A 19,691-nucleotide genomic window follows, 5' to 3' on the forward strand; every position below is an offset into this window, starting at 1 on the left:
GAGGCTATTCGGCGGCGGGCACGCCCAGCAGTACGGCGCGCATGAGCGCGCTCACCCGGGCCAGGTTCTCGGGCCGCCCGTCGAAGCGGATACGCCGGCCCACATCGATGACCTGGGCGATGGCCGCGTGCACCCGGAAGCGCGCCTCCACCTGATCGCCTTCGAGCAGGTTGGCCCATTCGAGCACGTTCTGCCGCTGCACCGAGCGCAGCCGATGCTGTTCGGAGGCGGGCAGATTCGAGAATTCGGAGAAGTAGACCGGCAGGATCTCGGGCATGGCGAAGGTCATGCGGGAGAACCGGTCGGCGATCCGGACCGCCGCGTCGGCGCGGCTGGTGGCCTCGGCCAGCGCCTCGTTGTTGCCGATGGCGACCCGTTCGCCGGTGCGGTGGAAGGCGGCGGCCAGCAGGTCGGCCTTGCTGGCGAAGTAGCGGTAGACGCTGGAGGCGTTGATGCCGGCGGCGGCGCCGATCTCCTCGATGCTGGCCTCGTGGTAGCCCTGCCGCCCGAAGATGCGAATGGCCTCGGTGAGCAGCTGCTCGCGCTTGGAGATGACGGGCAGGCCGCGCACCAGCGGATCGCCGGTGGCCGGGGCGGGCGCGGGCGGCAGTTCGCAGCGCAGCAGGTCCCAGCAGATCTCGGTGATCAGATTGACCAGGCGGGTGGTGGACAGGGCGGTGCGATGCGCGGTGATGGAGCCGATGGCGCTCAGCACCGCGGCCGCGCGCAGCTCGATGTCGGCGGTGGCCGCGTCGGGATACAGCTCGGCGATGGCGGCGGCCAGGGTGGCGCGCAGTTCGTTGTAGATGACGCGGATGCGGTCGCGGTCCGCGCGTTCCAGGTAGCGGCGCTCCCACCGGTACAGCCCGCCCTCGCGGCGCACATCGATGGTGTACTCGGCGATGCCGCGGATCAGCACGGTGAGTCGCGGTTCCGGTTCCAGCTCCGGATGGTCGGCGGCCTTGGCGGCATCCAGCAATTGCTGTGCCCCCATTTCCGCGGCGGCTACCAGCAGCGCGTATTTATTGGTGAAGTGGCGGTACAGCGCCGGACCGGAGATGCCGACCTCGGCCGCGATCTCGTCCACGCCGACCGGGTGGTAGCCACGTTCGGCGAACGCCCGGGCCGCTACCCGCACGATTTGGGCCTTGCGGTTCTTGGGGCGGCGGCGGGGACCGGGTTCGCTGTCCGATGGCCCGGAATTACTGTCCGGTCGCGCGGAAGCGAGGGCTGCCTCGCTGCGATCGGCGACCATACAGTTTCTCCTTCTCGACGAACTCCGGCTGTTGACAGTGCCGGACGAACCCCCCTAAGTTAACCACAATTCGCAAAGCTGAACACAGTCTGCGGCATCGCTGCCGCATATATATCTGGGGAGCGCACATGGATACCGCATCGCGCAGTGATTCCGTCAGGGGTGGCGGTGGGGCGACGGGCGGGTACATCGCGACCACTGCGGGGTACACCGCGGTTCAGGACGGGCGGGCGCTGCGCATCACCATCACCAATCCCAAACGCAAGAACGCACTCGACTATGACACCATGGCCGGCCTTGGCGATACCGTGCTCGCGGCCTCGCAGGATCCGGCCGTGCGGGTCATCGTACTGACCGGCGAGGGCGGCGACTTCTGCGCCGGCGCGGATCTGGCCGCCGCCCCGGGCGAGAAGGAACGCGGTATCACGCCCGAGATGACCATGGACGTGGCCAACCGGATGATCAAAGCGATCGTCGACTCCCCCGTTCCGGTCATCGCCCGGGTCAAGGGCGCGGCCGCCGGGGTGGGCGTGGCCTTCGCGCTGGCCGCCGATCTGGCCTACGCGTCCGAGGACGCCTACCTGCTGCTGGCCTTCGTCAATATCGGCCTGATGCCCGACGGCGGCGCGGCGGCCCTGGTAGCCGCTGCGGCCGGTCGCCCACTGGCCGCGGAGATGGCACTGCTCGGCGAGCGGCTCCCGGCGCGAAAGGCCGTGGAGCACAGCCTGATCGCGGGCGCCTACAGCGATGAGGAGCTCGACGCCAAGGTGGAGGCAGCCGTCGCCAAACTCGCACACGGCCCGCGCCGCGCCCTGGAGCTCACCAAGCGCGCCCTCAATACGGCGGCGCTGACCTCGCTGGACGCCGCCCTGGCCGCCGAGAAGGCCGGCCAGTGCGAACTGCTCGGCTCGGCCGATTTCGCCGAGGGCGCGGCCGCCATGCTGCAGAAGCGCCGGGCGGTCTTCGCCGAATAGCGCGGCGCGTCAGCCCTTTCCGGCGACGGTCAGGTAGATCAGCAGAACATTGAGCACCGAAATGATAGCCACAACGAGCCAGGCGAGGGCGGTGGTGACGCGGTGGTTGACGTTCACGCCCATGAGCCCGGCATCGCGGGTGAAACGGACCAGCGGGATAAGCGCGAACGGAATGCCGAACGACAGCACCACCTGCGAAATGATCAGGGCGCGTGTGGGATCGAGACCGAAGGCCAGCACCGCGAGGGCCGGGATCAGGGTGATAACCCGGCGGACAACCAGCGGGACGTGCCGGTGCAGCAGGCCCTGCATGATCATGGCTCCCGCATAGGCCCCTACCGAGGTGGAGGCGAGTCCGGATGCGAGCAGGCCGACCGCGAGCAACAGCCCGGCCACCGGACCGAGCACCTCCTGGACCGCGGCGTGCGCGCCCTCGATGGTGTCCACGCCCTCACGGCCACGCAGCGTGCTCGCCGCCATGAGCAGCATGGCCAGATTGACCGCACCAGCCAGCAGCATCGCCAGCCCGACGTCGTAGCGGGTGATGCGCAGCAAGCGGTTTCGAGGCGCGCCTTCCTCCGGGTGCCCGTGCCGGTCTCGGGCCATGCCCGAATGCAGGTAGACCACGTGCGGCATGACGGTCGCGCCGATCATGGCGGCGGCCAGCAGCACGCTGCCGGATCCCTCGAAGCGAGGGACCAGGCCGCCCAGTGTGCCCGAGGCCGACGGCGGTGAGATCACCACCGAGGCAAGGAATCCGATGGCGATAATGCCGAGCAGTCCGGTGATCATCCGTTCGAACGGCTTCTGGCCACGATGATTCTGGATCATCAGCAGGCCCAGCGAGACGATCCCGGTAATGACGCCACCGACCAGCAGCGGTAGACCGAACAGCAGGTTCAATGCGATCGCGCCGCCCACTACCTCGGCGAGATCGGTTGCCACGGCCACGGTTTCGGCCTGCGCCCAGTAGGCCAGCCGCACGGGGCGGCCTGCCTTCTCCCGCACCAGTTCGGGGAGGGACCGGCCGGTGACCAGGCCCAGTTTCGCGGAAAGGAACTGCACCAGCCCGGCCATGACATTGGCCATGATGATGACCCACACCAGCAGGTAGCCGTACTGCGCGCCGGCGCTGATATTGGACGCAACATTTCCCGGATCGACATACGCGATGGCGGCCACGAATGCGGGACCGAGTAAGACCGTGGCCGATCGTGCTCGCTGGAACGGGCTGCGCTGATCGGCCAAGCTGGTACTCACACACCGAGTTTACGGGTACCCGAACTTTTTGTTTAGTCCTTCCTACCAACCTGTGACCACAGCCATAACGCAAACCGGCCCGGCACCTTGGGGTGCCGGGCCGGTTTGCGTTGTCCGCGTGGACTTTCGGATCAGATGCCGAGGCCCTGGGCCAGGACCGGCCACGAGTTGATGAACTCGTCGTTCCAGTAGCCCCACGAGTGGGTGCCGGTGGCCCGGAAGTTGTAGGTGGCCGGGATGCCCAGCGAGTTCAGCTTGTTCGCCAGGTTGTGGCTGCAGAAGTTGGTGCCGGCCTCGATCACGCCGCCGATGATGATCTGGTTGGCCAGACCGTAGGCGCCGGGCAGCGCGTACGGGCCGTTGAGGGTGTCGTACACGCCGGGCAGACCGCTACCGGAGGAGATGTAGAGGTTGATGCCGCGCAGCTTGTCGGCGTTGATGACCGGATCGTGCTGGGCCCACTCGGGCGAATCCGACGGACCGTACATGTTCTCGAGCTTGCCGCCGCCCCAGGTCTCGACGGTCAGGCGCATGAACTCCTGGCCCTGCGGGTCGGCCATCTGGGCGCAGCCGGAGTAGGCGGCGACGGACTTGTACAGGTCCGGCTTGGCCTCGGCCAGGGTGAGCACGGTGGTGCCGGAGGTGGAGATGCCGGAGATGGCATTGACGCCGTTGGTGCCGAGGGCGGCGTCGATCAGCGGGGGCAGTTCCTCGCTGAAGAAGGTGGTCCACTTGTTGCGGCCGAGGACCGGATCGTCATTGTCCCAGTCCTGGTAGTAGGACCACTTGCCGCCGATGGGCTGCACGACATTGACGTTCTTGTCGCCCAGGAAGCCGTTGACGATATTGGTCTTCTTGACCCAGGAGGCGTCGTCCTGACCGCCGCCCGCGCCATTGAGCAGGTACAGGGTCGGGCGCGGCACCGAGGCGTCCGCGGGCCGCTGCACGTCGACCGGGTAGGTGGCGCCCATGGCCGCGGAGTAGACGTAGAGCCGGATGTTCCGGTCGTCCTTCATCTCGGCCTTGGTGATCTTCGAACCATCCGCCGAGACCGGATCGGCCAGCAGCTTCTTGCCGTCGATGATCGGGTCAGCGGAGGCGGTGCCGCCGCCGACGCCGGTCATCAGACCGGTGAGAACCGCCGTGGCAGCGAGGAAGGCTGCGGCTCGCAGCCCGCGCCGCCCGTTCCGGACATGTCGACGAATCAATGTTTCGCACCTTCATCTCGTGTCGAATTCAGCTGATACTACGGGTCGGTCACATCGCGGGCGTCAGCGCCCATGCTCGGCGAGTCCACCCAGCGCCTGCACCCAGCCCTCCACCAATTGCTTGACCTGGTCCAGGCCGAGCACCGTGCCCACGAAATCGAAGCGGGCGATGAGGCCGTCCTGGCTGGTGTCGACGGTGACGTCCAGATACAGGTCGTCGGCGACCGGTTCCGGGTAGACCCGGGCCGGGCGCAGGTCACGGTAGCGGAAGCCGATGCGGCCCACCGGGAGTACGGCGATCTCCGCCACCGTCTCCGGGTTCAGGTGCCGCAGCAGCCCGAAACCGACTCCCTGCGAGGGTACTTCGCGGGCCCGGTCGCGGATCTGCTCGATGACCGCGCCCGCGGTCGGGCCGCCGGCCCGCACCTCGGCGAGGTCGACGCCGTCCAGGCGCAGCGCGAACGGGTAGGTGGTGCTGAACGCGCCGACCGTCCGCAGTCCGGCCGGATCGCCGGGGGTGCGGCCGTCGGCGATCAGCCGCACCACCGAACCCAGTGTGTCGCGCAGGGTTTCGGCACCCGGGTCGAGCAGGGTGGCGGCCAGGGCGGCCAGCAGCACATCGTCGATGCTGGCGCCGTAGCGGCGTGCCACGCCGTCGACGGCCGCCGCGCCCTCGCCGGTGATGGACACCGAGACCCGGCCGCGAGCACCGGAATCGGCGTCGCCGAGCACCAGCTCCGGCGACACGCCCTCCGCGACGTCGGCGAGCTGGTCGCGCCACCAGTCCAATTCGTCGACGGTGTCGACGTCCACGGCGCGTTGAGCCAGCGCACGGGCGATGCCGAGCGGGTGGGCGTCCGCGCTGTGCGGGGTGGCGTGGCCGCCGGACCACGAGGCGGTGAGGTCCTCGATGACGGTGCGCCAGGAGGCGTCGTCCACGACCAGGCCGTTGGCGACCACGACGAGCACGGCGGCGGGTCGGTCCTGCGGGTCCTCGGCCGGGTCGGTCGCCACGTTCTCCACCAGCACGAAGCGCATGTTGTACCCCTTCTCGGGGTCCAATTCGGCTGCGGCGGCGTGGATCACGGCCTCGATGGGGTCACCGACGGCCTCCAGGTTGGGGTCGATCTGCCAGACCACCGCGGCGCCGCGCGGCTGGGCGGCCGGAATGTCGAGCGCCACCGCGTCGCCATTGCGGCGCAATCGCGCCCACAGGCCCGGATGCCGGTCCAGCAGTCCGGCGACCGAGCGGCGCACCCGGGTGCCGGAGATGCCGGCGGCGATATCGAGGGTGATGGCCCGGACCCAGACCCCGGACGGTTCCACCTCGAGCAGGCCCATGGCGCCCGCGGGCAGCGGCGAAACCTCGCCCACCGCACTGAGTCTCGGCCCCATGACCGGCTTCTGGACGGCCACGCGCAGCGGCTCGGCCAGTGCGGTCTCCCCGGGTGCGGCCGCCGCCTCGTCCTCCGGAGTGGCGGCGCGGGCCGCTCTCGCCGGTTCGGGCTCGGCATCCGGCCGGAACGCGATATCGGGCTCGGGCTCCCGGACCGACTCGGGTTCGGCAGCGTGTTCCGGATCGCGCAGCTTCACCGATCGCTCGAGATCCTCGGGCCTGATCACCGGCAGCACCGCGGTGGTGGCCCAGCCGACCTCGAGCTCCTCGAACTGCCCTGCGGCGGACGTGGATTCGTCGGTGACGGATACCGGCTCGCCGATAGCGGACACGGTGTCGTCACGGGTGACGGCCGCGGGCCGGGCCCGCAGGTCCTCAGCGGCGATGACCCGTACGTCCGCGGGGACCGCCGGGGACAGGGCGTCCCGCACCGGCTCGGCGAGTACCACGTGGGTCATCGCCTCGCGGGTGAGCAGTTCGGTGAGTTCGCCCGGCTCGTAGGCGCGGTGCTGCGCGACCACCAGGGCGGCGGCGGCGCCGAGTGGCAGCAGCGGTTCCAGCGGCGACAGGCTCGACCCGGCCGCCGCGAGATAGATCGCCCGTGCCTCGCCGTGCAGGCCGAAGGACAGGGTCCGGGTGGCGATCGCGTGCAGGTCCGCCTGCGTGAGCACCACCTCGCCGGAGCCGTCGGCCGCGCGATCGACCCAGGCCGCGTGGCCGGGCTCGACCGGGGCGCGGCGGTCCGAGTCGGCGACCGGTGCGGCCGAACGGGATTCGACATCGGCGCCGACGCGCGGATCGTCGACCACGAGCCACTGTCCGCCGGCGGCCAGCGGGGGCAGCCCGGCCGTCGCGGCGCTGAGGGTCAGGCCCTGCGTGGTCCGGCTGTCGAGTGCACCCGTGTCACCGGTGGCCGGATCCACCGGCAGCACGGTCGCACCGGTTTTGGCGACCGCCCACACCGCGAGGATGAGCGCCACCGACCGGGGCAGCGCCACGGCCACCCGGGTGCCCGAGCCCGCGCCGTGATCGATGAGAACCCGTGCGAGACGCGAGGATTCGGCGTCGAGCTGGGCATAGGTGAAGGCGCGACCGCGAATGATCACCGCCGCGCCGTCCGGATTCGCCGCGACGGCCGCGGCCATGAGATCCGGCAGGGTGCCCACCGGCTCGGCGGCAGCGACGGTATCGCCGGACAGCACAGCCGGTTCGGACCGCACAACAGGTTCGGACACTACGGCCGGTTCGGTGTCGGCGCGATCGATGAGGCCGGCCAGCACCGGTCCGATCACGGCGAGGGCTTCCGCGGTGGTCATCATCTGGTGGGTGCCGGGCACCGGGTGCTCGCCCACGGTGCCGCTGACGTACGGCCGCCAGTCGGCGGACGACTTCGACTGCGGGACACCGGCGCTCAGGAACTCGGCCCGGAACAGCTCGACACGGCCGTCGAAATGCCGCGGCCGGTACTGCGATTCGAGCTCGAGGCTGCGCACCGCGCCGCGGTAGATGCGGCGCAGGCGGTCCAGGGTGAGGACGCCGAGGTCCGGCGGCACCGCGCCGTGCAGCGCGGTGAGCGCCTCCTCGCTCAGGTTCAGCAGGTCGCCGTCGGGGAAGGCCTCGGGGCCGACGCCGATGGTGGCGAACTCGTCCAGGATCGAGGTCCGGAAGTCGGACTTCGACTCCGGGTAGGAGTCCAGGATGGCGACCAGGTCGACTCGCTGGCCGGCAGCCTGCAGCTCGGTGGCGATGGCGTAGGCCAGGATGCCGCCGAGCGAGTAGCCGAGCACCCGGTAGGGACCCTCCGGCTGGATGGCGCGCATTTCGGCGGCGTAGCGGCGGGCCACGTCGGCCAGGTCCGCCGGGTCGTAGTCGGCCTCGGTGAGGGCGGGCGACTGCAGGCCGAGCAGCGGCTGGTCCTCGGGGAGGAAGCGCGCCAGACCGGCGTAGCACCACGACATTCCGGACATGGGCGGAGCGCAGAAGATCGGCGTCCGGGTGCCCGTGGCGCGAATCGGCAGCACGACCTGAAGTCCGGCTTCGGAATTCGAGTCGAAGTCGTGTTCGCCCTCGAGCACGGCCAGGATCTGCGCGCCGAGTCCGGCCACGGTCGGCGCGGTGAAGAACCACGCCACCCGGACCTCGGCGCCGGTCAGCGTACGCAGGCGGCTCGCCACCTGGGTGGCCAGCAGTGAGTTGCCGCCGAGGGTGAAGAAGTCGTCGTCCGCGCCGACCCGCTCCAGGCCGAGCACATCGGCGAAGACCTCCGCCACGGTCTGTTCCAGGGCGGTGGCTGGGGCACGGAAGACGGCCGCCTCGAATTCGGGATCGGGCAGCGCGGCGCGGTCCAGCTTGCCGTTCACGTTCAACGGCAGGGCGTCGAGGACCACGAAGGCGGCCGGGACCATGTACGACGGCAGCGCCGCCGACAGGGCCGACTTCACCTGCGGCACCTCGAGATCCGAGCCGGACGCCACCAGGTAGGCCACCAGCCGGTCGCCGGTCTTGGCGTCGGTCTTGGCCAGCACCGCGGTCTGCGCGATCTCCGGCAGCGCCAGCAGCGCCGCCTCGATCTCGCCGAGCTCGATACGGAAGCCGCGGATCTTCACCTGGAAGTCGGTGCGGCCCCGATATTCCAGCTCGCCGGTCGAGTTCCACGCGACCAGGTCACCGGTGCGGTACATGCGCTCGCCGGTCGCGAACGGGTCGGCCACGAAGCGATCCGCGGTCAGATCCGGACGCCCGAAGTAGCCGCGCGCCAATTGCGCACCGGCGAGGTACAACTCGCCGGGCACCCCGGCGGGCACCGGCCGCAGCCGGGCGTCGAGCACGTAGACGCGGCTGTTCCATTCCGGCGCGCCGATCGGAACCGAGACGCGGTCGGCGGCGGTGACCTCGTGGCTGGTGATGGACACCGCGGCCTCGGTCGGGCCGTACAGGTTGTACAGGCCCACCGCCGGGAAGGCCGTGCGGAACCGCTGTGCGAGTGTCGCGGGCAGCGCCTCGCCGATGGCCAGCACGCGCCGCAGCGCGCCCAGTCCGGCGGCCGAATTCGATTCGGCCAGCAGAGCGTCCAGAATGGACGGCACCGTGTGCAGCACGGTCACGGCCGTGCGGGCGATGAGCGCGTTGAGGTACACGGGGTCGCGGTGGCCGTCGGGCTCGGCGATGACCAGGCGGCCGCCCGAGACGGCGGCGGACCAGAATTCCCACACCGACAGGTCGAAGGTGGACGCCGTCTTCAGCAGCACCGCGTCGTCGACGCCGAGATCGAATTCCGCGGTCTTCCACAGCAACTGGTTGACGATCGCCGTGTGCGGCACCGCCACGCCCTTGGGGCGGCCGGTCGATCCGGAGGTGAAGATGACGTAGGCGGTGTTCGCGGGCCGCAGTGGCGCGACCCGCTCGGCGTCGGTGATCGGCCCGGCCGGAACCGAATCCGTTGCCAGTTCGTCCATGCGGATCATCGGCGCGAGACCGGTCACGAAGCCGGTCCCGCTCGTGGTGAGGACGCACACCGGCGCGGCCGATTCCAGGATGTAGCCGGTGCGCTCGGCGGGCTGATCCGGATCGACGGGCACGTACGCGCCGCCCGCCGCGGTGACCGCGTACATGGCGACCACCAGGTCGGTCGAGCGCCGCAGGGCCAGCGCGACCCGGGACTCGGGGCCGACGCCCAGCGAGATCAGGTGGCGCGCCAGGCGGTTGACCCGTCGAGCGAGTTCCGCGTAGGTCAGCTCGCCCTCGCCGTCGGCGACCAGGGCGGTCCGCGCCGCATGGGCGCTCGCGGTCCGGTCGAGCAGAGACGCCAGCGTGGCGCGGGTGTCGACCTCGTGCCGGGTGTCGTTCCAGCCCTGCAGGATTCGGGTCCGCTCCGCGGTGGCGAGCAGTTCCGCCTCGCCCACCGGGGTGGCGGGTTCGGCGGCCACGCGGGTCAGCAGCCGCACGAAGCGTTCGACGAACCCTTCGACGGTGGCCCGGTCGAACAGGGCGGTCGCGTAGGTGAAGTGTCCGAGAATGCCTGCGGGCTCACCGGTTTCGCTGTAGCGGTCGGCGGCGATCAGGTGCAGGTCGAACTGCGACAGCTCGGTGTCGATGTCGAGGCCCGCGACGGTCAGCTCCGGCAGTTCCAGACCGGCCTGGCTGTGGTTCTGGAAGGACAGGCCCACCTGGAACAGCGGGTGCCGGGCGGTGGAGCGCACCGGGTTGAGCACCTCCACCAGGCGCTCGAACGGGACGTCGGCGTGCGCGAAGGCGGCGAGGTCGGTTTCGCGCTGCCGCGCGAGCAGTTCGGTGAAGCTCGCGCCCGCGTCCACCCGGGTACGGAAGACCAGGGTGTTGACGAACATGCCGATGAGGTCGTCGAGCGCCTCTTCGCCGCGGCCCGCGATCGGGGTGCCGATGGCGATGTCGTCGGTGCCCGAGAGCCGGGCCAGCAGCACGGCCAGCGCGGTGTGCACGACCATGAACAGCGTCGCGCCCTCGGCGCGCGCCAGGTCCACCAGCGCGCGGTGGGCGGCGGCGTCGATATTGAGCTCGACCTTGCCGCCGTGGAAGGACTGCACGGCCGGGCGCGGCCGGTCCGAGGGCAGGTCGAGCTGGTCGGGCAGTCCGGCCAGCGCCTGCTGCCAATAGCCGATCTGGGCCGCGGCCACCGACTGCGGGTCGTGCTCGTCGCCCAGCAGTTCGCGCTGCCAGATGGCGTAGTCGGCGTACTGCACCGGCAGCGGCTGCCAGGCCGGTTCCAGGTCCATGGACCGGGCGGCATAGGCCACCATGAGGTCCCTGGTCAGCGGGGTCACCGACGAACCGTCGCCGGAGATGTGGTGGATCACCAGGGCCAGCACGTATTCGCCCGGGGCGTCGGTGATCTCGAACAGCGCGATGCGCAGCGGCACCTCGGTGGTGACGTCGAACAGGTGCGAGGCCACCTCGAGCACCGCGCCCGGAACCTCGCGCGAGGCGACGGCGCGGACTTCGAGGACCGGCGTCGCCTGCGCGACCGGAAGCACCACCTGCACGGGGCCGTTGTCGGTCTCGGGGTAGATGGTGCGCAGGATCTCGTGGCGCGCAACCACATCCGCGACGGCCGCACGCAGCGCAGCCACATCCAGGGCGCCGGTGAGCCGGACCGCGGCGGGGATGTTGTAGGCGGCGGACTCGGTGTCGAAGCGGTTGAGGAACCACATACGCTGCTGCGCCGGGGACAGCGGAATGCGCTCCGGGCGCGGACCGGCCACCAGAGCGCGGCGGCCGGTGCCGGTGGCCGATTCGAGGGCGGCGGCCAGCGCCGCCACCGAGGGCGCGTCGAAGAGGATGCGGACCGGGACGCGGGTGTCGAGGGCCGCGCCGAGGCGGGCCACCACCTGGGTGGCGACCAGGGAGTTGCCGCCGAGGGCGAAGAAGTCGTCGTCACGGCCGACCGGATGGCCGAGACCGAGGGTCTCGGCGAAGACGGTGGCGACGGTCTGCTCGACCGGGGAGACCGGAGCGCGGAATTCGCGGGCCTCGAATTCCGGTGCGGGCAGCGCCTTCCGGTCCAGCTTGCCGTTGGCATTGACCGGCATGGCGTCCAGCACCACCAGGGCGGCGGGCACCATGTACGACGGCAGCCGGGCGCCGAGGTGGGCACGCAGTGCCTCCTGGTCGATCGGGCCGGCCGCGGGGACCAGGTAGGCGACGAGCATGTCGCCGGTGTTCTCCGCCGAGTGCAGCACCACCACCGCCTGGTCCACGGAGGCGTGCGAGGTGAGCGCGGCCTCGATCTCGCCGAGCTCGATGCGCAGGCCGCGCAGCTTCACCTGGAAGTCGGTGCGGCCCAGGTAGACCAGCTCGCCGTCGGTGTTCCACCGGACCAGGTCGCCGGTGCGGTACAGGCGCTCGCCGCGCCGGAAGGGGTTGGCCACGAAGCGATCCGCGGTCAGGTCGGGGCGGCCGAGGTAACCGCGGGCCAGCTGCGCGCCCGCCAGGTAGAGCTCGCCCACCAGGCCGGGGGCGACCGGGTGCAGGCGCGAGTCCAGCACGTAGGCGCGGGCGTTCCAGACCGGGCCGCCGATCGGCACGGCGCCGGAGACGTCGCCGGCGACCGGCGCGTAGGTGGCGTGCACGGTGAATTCGGTGGGGCCGTACAGGTTGTGCAGCTCCGCCGGGCTGATCGCGCGGAAGGCGTCGACCGCGTCGGAGGTGAACGCCTCACCGGCCACCAGCAGCGCCCGCAGCGACGTCAGCAGCGCGGGATCGGCGGCCGCCGAGAAGGCGCGCAGCATGGACGGCACGAACGAGGTGAGGGTGACCCGTTCGGCGGCGATGACGTCGGCCAGGTACAGCGGATCGCGGTGCCCGTCGGGCGTGGCGACGACCATGCGGCCGCCGGTGGCCAAGGGGCCGAACAGTTCCCACACCGACACGTCGAAGGTGGCCGGGGTCTTGAACAGCACGATGTCGTCGCCGTCGAGCGCGTATTCGGTGGTGATCCAGCGGATCTGGTTCACGGCCGCGGCGTGCTGCACCGCCACGCCCTTGGGGCGGCCGGTGGAGCCGGAGGTGAAGATGACGTACGCGGTGTTCTCCGGGCGCAGCGGCGCACGACGCTCCACGTCGATGACCGGGTGGTCGGGATATCCCGCGAGAACAGCGGTGTCGATCTCGAGCACCGGGTGTGCGCCCGCGTCGAAGGCATCGCGGGAGGTGGTGAGCACGCACACCGGTTCGGCGGTGTCGAGCACGTGCGCGATGCGCTCGGCGGGCTGGTCCGGGTCCAGCGGCACGTACGCGCCACCGGCGGCCAGCACGGCGTAGACGGCGGTCACGAAGTCCAGCGAACGCCGGATGTGCAGGGCCACCAGGGATTCCGGTCCGACGCCCTCGGCGATCAGGCGGCGGGCCAGGCGGTGGACGCGGGCGGAGAACTCGGTGTAGGTGAGCTGCTCGCCGTCGTGGACCAGGGCGATCGCGTCGGGGGTGCGCAGCGCCTGGGTCTCGAACAGCGACACCAGGGTCGCGGTGGCCGCGCGGGGCAGCCCGGCCGCGACGTCGACGGCGGTGGCGTTCCAATCCGACAGCACCCGTTGCCGTTCGTCCACGGCCAGCAGGTCGAAGTCGCCGACGGCCCGCTCCGGATGGGTGGCCGCCGCGACCAGCGTGCGGCGCAACCGCTCGGCCAGGCGATCCAGGGATTCCGGATCGAACAGGTCGGTGGCGTAGGTGAACGCGGCCGAAATGCCCTGTGCCACACCGTCGGCGGTGGTGCGCTCGACCAGCGTCAGATCCAGGTCGAACTTGGCGACCGGCACGGTCAGGTCGACGTCGGAGACGGTGACGCCGGGCAGTTCGAACACGGCCGGGGTCATGTTCTGCACGGTCAGCGACACCTGGAACAGCGGGTGCCGGGCCTGCGAGCGCGGCGGATCCAGCAGCTCCACAATGCGTTCGAACGGCGCGTCGGCGTGCTCGAAGGCAGCCAGGTCGGTCTGCCGCACGGCGGCGAGCAGTTCGGCGAAGCTGGAGTTGGGGTCGACCTCGGTGCGCAGCACCAGGGTGTTGACGAACATGCCGATCAGGTCGTCCAGCTCGGCCTCGCCACGGCCCGCGATGGGCGCGCCGATGGCGATGTCGCGGGTGCCCGACACCCGCGACAGCAGCACCGCGAAGGCGGCGTGCAGCACCATGAACAGCGTCGTATTGTGCTGCTGCGCAACCCGGTTCAGGGCGCCGTGCACGTGCGGGTCGATATCGAAGGCGTGCACCGCGCCGCGCCCGGAGGCCACCACCGGCCGGGGCCGGTCGGTGGGCAGCTCCAACTGGTCGGGCAGACCGGTGAGGGCGGAACGCCAGTAGTCGAACTGGCGGGCCAGCAGCGAGCCGGAATCGTGTTCGTCGCCGAGGCTTTCGCGCTGCCACAGCGCATAGTCGGCGTACTGCACCGGCAGCGGGGTCCAGGACGGTTCCTGCCCCTGCATGCGGCCGAAGTAGGCGGTCATCAGGTCACGGGTGAGCGGGCCGCCGGAGAAGCCGTCGCCCGCGATGTGGTGGACCACGCAGACCAGCACGTGGTCCTCGGCGTCCAGGCGCAGCAGCCGCAGCCGCAGCGGCGGGGCGGCGGTCACGTCGAAGGGCGCGAAGGCGACCTCCGAGACCACCTGCGCCACCTCGGCTTCGGTGACCGGAACCACCGGCAGCGACGGCATGGCGTCAGCCTCGTGGACGTCCAGGATCACCTGGTGGCCGACGCCCTCGTGCTCGGGATAGTAGGTGCGCAGCACCTCGTGCCGGGCGACCAGGTCGGCCACGGCGTCGCGCAGTGCGGGCACGTCCAGCGGGCCGGTGACGCGCAGCGCGATGGGCAGGTTGTAGGTGGCGGCGTCGGTGTCGAGGCGGTTGAGGAACCACATCCGCTGCTGCGCGTAGGACAGCGGCACGAGCTCCGGCCGCGGCATCGGCCGCAGCGGCGCGACGGCCGAATCATCCAGTGCGCCCATCGAATTCGCGAGTTCCGCGACGGTGGGGGCCTCGAACAGGGCGCGCACCGGCACTCGCGTGCCGACCGCGGCGCCCAGCCGCGCCACCACCCGGGTGGCATTGAGCGAGTTGCCGCCCAGCTCGAAGAAGTCGTCGTCCGCGCCCACCCGGTCCAGGTGCAGCACGGCCGCGAACACCTCGGCCACCGTGCGCTCGGCGGCGGTGGCGGGCTCGCGGTATTCGCGAGCCTGGAACTGCGGCACCGGCAGCGCCTTGCGGTCCAGCTTGCCGGAGGCGTTGAGCGGCATGGCGTCCAGCCGCACGACGGCGGAGGGCACCATGTAGGAGGGCACGGATTCGCGGGTGTGCGAGAGCAGTTCGGTGTCGGTGACCTGTGCGCCGTCCTCGAGCACCACGTACGCGACCAGGCGGTCGCCGCTCGCGCCGCGCACCAGCACGACCGCGGCCCGGTGCACGGCCGGGTGGCCGAGCAGCACGGTCTCTATCTCACCGAGCTCGATGCGCTGGCCGCGCAGCTTGACCTGGAAGTCGCTGCGGCCCAGGTACTCCAGGGCATGCGAGGCGCCGGCCGAGCCGGTGAGTTCGGCACCGCCGGCCTTGCCGGTGAGTTCGGCACCGCCGACGCTGATCCAGCGGACCACGTCACCGGTGCGGTAGAGCCGCTGCCCGTCCTCGTGAGCGACGAAGCGTTCGGCGGTGAGCGCGGGCGCGCCGAGGTAGCCGCGCGCCAATTGCACACCGGCGACATAGAGTTCGCCGGCCGCGCCGAAGGGCACCGGCCGCAGCTGCCGATCCAGCACCAGCACCCGGGTATTGGCGACGGGGCTGCCGATCGGCACGGCGACGCCGTGGGTGCGCTCGGCCGGGTGGGCGGTGACCACGGTGGCCTCGGCCGGGCCGTACCAGTTCACCAGCTCGGTATCCGGCAGCGCGGCAGCGAATTTCGTGGCGCTCTCCGCGGTGAGGGCCTCACCGGCGGCGAACACCCAGCGCAGCGAGGGGTGCCGCCGGGCCGCGCCGTCGAGGTAGGCGTCGAGCATGGACGGCACGAAATGCACGGAGGTGACGGCGTATTCGTCGATCACGCGCGCGATGTAGGCCGGGTCGCGGTGGCCGTCCGGTTCGGCCACCACCACGGCCGCACCGGTCTGCAACGGCCAGAACAACTCCCAGGTGGAGATGTCGAAGGTGATGGGCGTCTTGTGCAGCACCACGTCGCCCGCCCGGTGCGGGTAGGTGCGCTGGGCCCAGCGGAACTGGTTGGCCATCTGCCGGTGCGTGATGACCACGCCCTTGGGGCGGCCGGTGGAGCCGGAGGTGTAGATGACGTAGGCGGCATTGTCCGGGCGCACGCCCGCGGGGGCGACCTCCACGAGCGGATCCGCGCCCGCGAGCGCGTCCACGAAGAACAGCGGTACGCCGGAGGCGGTTTCGAAGTCGTCGGCCGCGCGGGTGAGCACGCACACCGGCGCGGAACCCTCGAGGACGTACTCGTTGCGCTCGGCCGGGTGATCGGGATCCACCGGCACGTACGCGCCGCCGGAACGCAGCACCGCGTAGACGGCGACCACCAGATCGATGCCGCGCCGCATGGCCACGGCCACCCGGGATTCCGCGCCGACACCGCGCAGCGTGAGCTCCTGCGCGAGACGACGGGAGCGGGCATCCAGCTCGGCGTAGGTCAGGGTGGTGCGGCCGAAGATCACGGCCGGGGCGTCCGGGGTCCGCGCCACCTGGGCGTCGAACAGCGTGAGCAGGGTCGAATCGTCGCGCAGCTCGGGCACTTCGGTGGCATTGACGGCCGCCAGCTCACGGCGCTCGCCGTCGAGCAGCGCGTCCACCGCGGCCACCCGCGCCCGCGGGTCGGCGGCGATGCGGGACAGCAGCGCCGAAAGCCGGTGCGCGATGGCCTCGGCCGCGTCCTCGGTGAAGAGGTCGCGCAGGTACTTCACGCCGAAGCCGAGGCCCTTGCCGCGCGGCTGCACCATGACGGTGAGCGGGTAGTGGGTGCCGTTCACCGCGGACGCGCCGAGAATGCCCGCGCCGTCGATGGGCGCGGCGGCGTCGTCGAGGGACTCCTCGTCCACCGGGAAGGAGGCGAACACCACGATGGAGTCGAAAAGCCCGTCGACCCCGGCGATCTCCTGGATCTCGCCCAGCCCGACGTAGTGGTGGTCGAGCAGGGCGGCCTGCTCGTCCTGCAGCGCCCGCAGCACCTCGGTGAGCGTGTTGCCCGGGGTCAGCCGCACCCGCACCGGGATGGCGTTGAGGAACAGGCCGATCATGGTCTCGATGCCCGCCAGCTGCGGCGGACGGCCGGACACGGTGGCGCCGAAGACGACATCGTCACGGTCGGTGCTGCGGCCGATGAGCAGACCCCACGCGGCCTGCACGACGGTATTGAGGGTGACGCCCGCCTCGTGCGCCACCCTGGTGAGCGCGGCGGTGTCGTCCTCGGACAGCGCGAAGGTGACTTCGCCGATGCCGGAGGTGATCTCGCGGGAGGGATCGACGGCCGCGAGCGGCGTCGGCTCGGTGAACCCGTCGAGGGTCTCGCGCCACGCCTCCCGCGCCGCGCCGTGATCGCGCCCGGCCAGCCACGCCAGGTAGTCACGGTAGGACCGCACCGCCGGGATCTGCGCCGCGTCGCCGCCGGCCGCGTACAGCAGCAGCATGTCCTGGATGAGCAGCGGCATGGACCAGCCGTCGATGAGGATGTGGTGGCTGGTGACGCACACCCGGTAGCGGTCGGCGGCCGTGCGGTACAGCGCCACCCGCAGCAGTGGCCCGGTGCTCATGTCGAAGTGGCGGGCCACGTCGAAGGCCATCAGGCGGTCGGTCTCGGCCAGCGCCTCGGCGGGCACCCGGTCGCTGAGATCCAGGTACTGCCAGGGCAGTTCGACCTCGTCGAGGACGACCTGCAGCGGATTGCCCGCACCGTCCTCGGCGAAGACCACCCGCAGGTTCACGTGCCGGTCCAGCATGGCGCGGGCGGCGGCGTGCACGCGCGGCACGTCGATCTCACCGGCCAGGTCGAGGGCGAACTGGACCATGTAGGCGTCGACGGAGGATTCGGCCAGCCGCGCGTGGAACAGCATGCCGGTCTGCAGCGGGGTGAGCGGCCACACCTCCGACAGGTTCGGGTAGCGCTCGCGCAGCCGCGCCTCGTCGTCGGCGGTCAGCTCGACCAGCGGTCCGGTGGCGAGTTCCTCGGTGGCCGCGGCGGTGTCGACCGGCACCGCGAGCTCGGCCAGCGCGGCCACGGTGCGGGCGGCGAACATCTCCCTGGGCTTGAAGCCCAGCCCCTTGGCCCGGGCCCGGGACACGATCTGGATGGCGGTGATGGAATCCACACCGAGACCGAAGAAGTCGTCGTCGAGGCCGACCCGATCCAGGCGCAGCACCTCGGCGATGACCTCGGCCACCGCCTGCTGCGCCGCCGTCTCCGGGGCCCGGTACTCGGTGACCTCGAGCTCCGGCTCGGGCAGCGCGCGGCGGTCCAGCTTGCCCGCGGGCGTCAACGGGATGGCGTCGAGGACGATGATGGCGGCGGGCACCATGTGCGCGGGCAGCGTCCGTTCGGCCAGCTCCGACAGCACCGAGGTGTCCACCGAGAAGCCCGGGGCCGCATGCACATACGAGACCAGCGCGGTGGCGCGGCCGTTCACCTCGTGACCGACGGTAACCGCGAAGTCGACCGACTCGTGCCCGGCGAGCACCGCGTCGATCTCGCCCAGCTCGATGCGCAGGCCGCGGATCTTCACCTGGAAGTCGTTGCGGCCCACATACTCCAGTTCACCGGCGGCATTGGCGCGAACCAGGTCACCGGTGCGGTAGAGCCGAGCGCCCGCGCCCCCGTCGAACGGGTTCGCGACGAAGCGGGCCGCGGTCAGTTCCGGCCGGGCGTGATACCCGCGCGCCAGCAGCGCACCGGCGATGTACAGCTCGCCCGGGGTGCCGACCGGCACCGGCCGCAGCCATTCGTCCAGCACGTACGCGCCGGCGCCGCGAATGGGGGCGCCGATGGTCACCGGCCGGTCCGGGGACAGCGGATCGGAGATATTGGTCGCGATGGTCGCCTCGGTCGGACCGTAGGCATTGTGGAAGCGGCGGCGACCGGACGGGTCGCCGGACCAGCGGCGCACCAGCTCGGCCGAAATGGCCTCGCCGCCACCGACGATGGCCTCCATGGTGGTGAGCTGATCCGGATCCAGCGAGGCCAGCACCGACGGCGTGATCAGGCCGTGGGTGACCCGCTCCCGGGCGATCAGGCGGCCCAGTTCGTCACCGCCGTACACCTCGGGCACCGCGACCACCATGGTCGCGGCCGCGCCGATGGCCATCAGCAGTTCCATGATCGAGGCGTCGAAGGACGGGGTGGCCACCTGCAGCACCCGCGACTCCGGCCCGATGCCGAAACGTTCGCGCATCTCCGCGGTCAGCGCGGCCAGGCCGGTGTGGGTGACCACCACGCCCTTGGGCAGGCCCGTCGACCCCGAGGTGTAGATGGCGTAGGCCGGATGCTCGGCCCGCAGCGGGCGCGCGCGGTCGGCATTGGTGACCGGTTCGGCCGGATAGCCCTGGGCGGCGGCCGCGATCTCCTCGGTGTCCAGCTCGAGCCAGGGCAGCGTGGTCGGCAGGCCCGAGCGGGTCTCGGCCACGGTCAGGCCCAGCACGGCCCGTGAGTCCGCGATCATGTGCTGCACGCGGTCGGCCGGATAGTTGGGGTCCACGGGCACGAAGCCGGCGCCGGTCTTGGCGACCGCCCACACCGCCATCACCGACTCCAGCGAGCGGCGGATACCGACCGCAACCAGATCCTCCGGGCCGATGCCGCGGGTGATGAGCAGGCGCGCCAGCCGGTTCGAACGCTCGTCGAGTTCGGCGTAGCTCAGCGCGGCCAGACTGCGATCGGCGTCGGCGACCGTGACGGCGAGGCCGCCCGGATTGGCCTCCACCGCGGTCGCCAGCAGCTGCGGCAGTGTCGGAATGTGGGGTCCACGGCGGGTCCGGGTGGGACGTACGCGAGCCGTGCGGGTCATGCCGCCACCGCCACGAGCTCGATCTTCCGGTCCCCGACCACCCGAATCATGCAGCTGTCCTCATCCTGTCCGTCGTTGCCC

The 19,691-nt window shown here is 71.2% G+C and carries 4 protein-coding genes and 1 pseudogene; 1 reads left to right on the forward strand and 4 read right to left on the reverse strand.

The annotated features are described in order from the left end of the window. Positions 1–4: 4 nt before the first annotated feature. Complete coding sequence (locus tag ACIRRA_RS00845; protein WP_402761298.1) at positions 5–1,255, reverse strand: TetR/AcrR family transcriptional regulator; 1,251 nt, start codon at positions 1,253–1,255, stop codon at positions 5–7. A 128-nt stretch (positions 1,256–1,383) separates the two neighbouring features. Between ACIRRA_RS00845 and ACIRRA_RS00850 the strand changes: the two genes are divergently transcribed. Then, positions 1,384–2,229 (forward strand): enoyl-CoA hydratase-related protein, encoded by an 846-nt coding sequence (locus ACIRRA_RS00850; protein ID WP_402761300.1) that lies wholly within the window; start codon positions 1,384–1,386, stop codon positions 2,227–2,229. Positions 2,230–2,238: 9 nt separating this feature from the next. Here ACIRRA_RS00850 and ACIRRA_RS00855 read toward each other — a convergent pair whose 3' ends face one another. The 3 genes and pseudogenes from ACIRRA_RS00855 to ACIRRA_RS00865 form a co-directional block, all read right to left on the reverse strand. After that, a complete protein-coding gene (locus tag ACIRRA_RS00855; protein WP_402761302.1) occupies positions 2,239–3,489 on the reverse strand; it encodes an Nramp family divalent metal transporter in 1,251 nt (416 codons plus the stop codon). Between the two features lie 131 nt (positions 3,490–3,620). Then, on the reverse strand, positions 3,621–4,613 hold the full coding sequence (locus ACIRRA_RS00860; protein WP_402762222.1) for an alpha/beta hydrolase: 993 nt from the start codon (positions 4,611–4,613) through the stop codon (positions 3,621–3,623). 147 nt (positions 4,614–4,760) lie between these two features. Next, positions 4,761–19,610 (reverse strand): annotated as a pseudogene (locus ACIRRA_RS00865) (amino acid adenylation domain-containing protein); the annotation flags it as partial. Between the last annotated feature and the right edge of the window lie 81 nt (positions 19,611–19,691).

Source organism: Nocardia sp. NPDC101769, from assembly GCF_044766925.1.
Taxonomy (GTDB): domain Bacteria; phylum Actinomycetota; class Actinomycetes; order Mycobacteriales; family Mycobacteriaceae; genus Nocardia.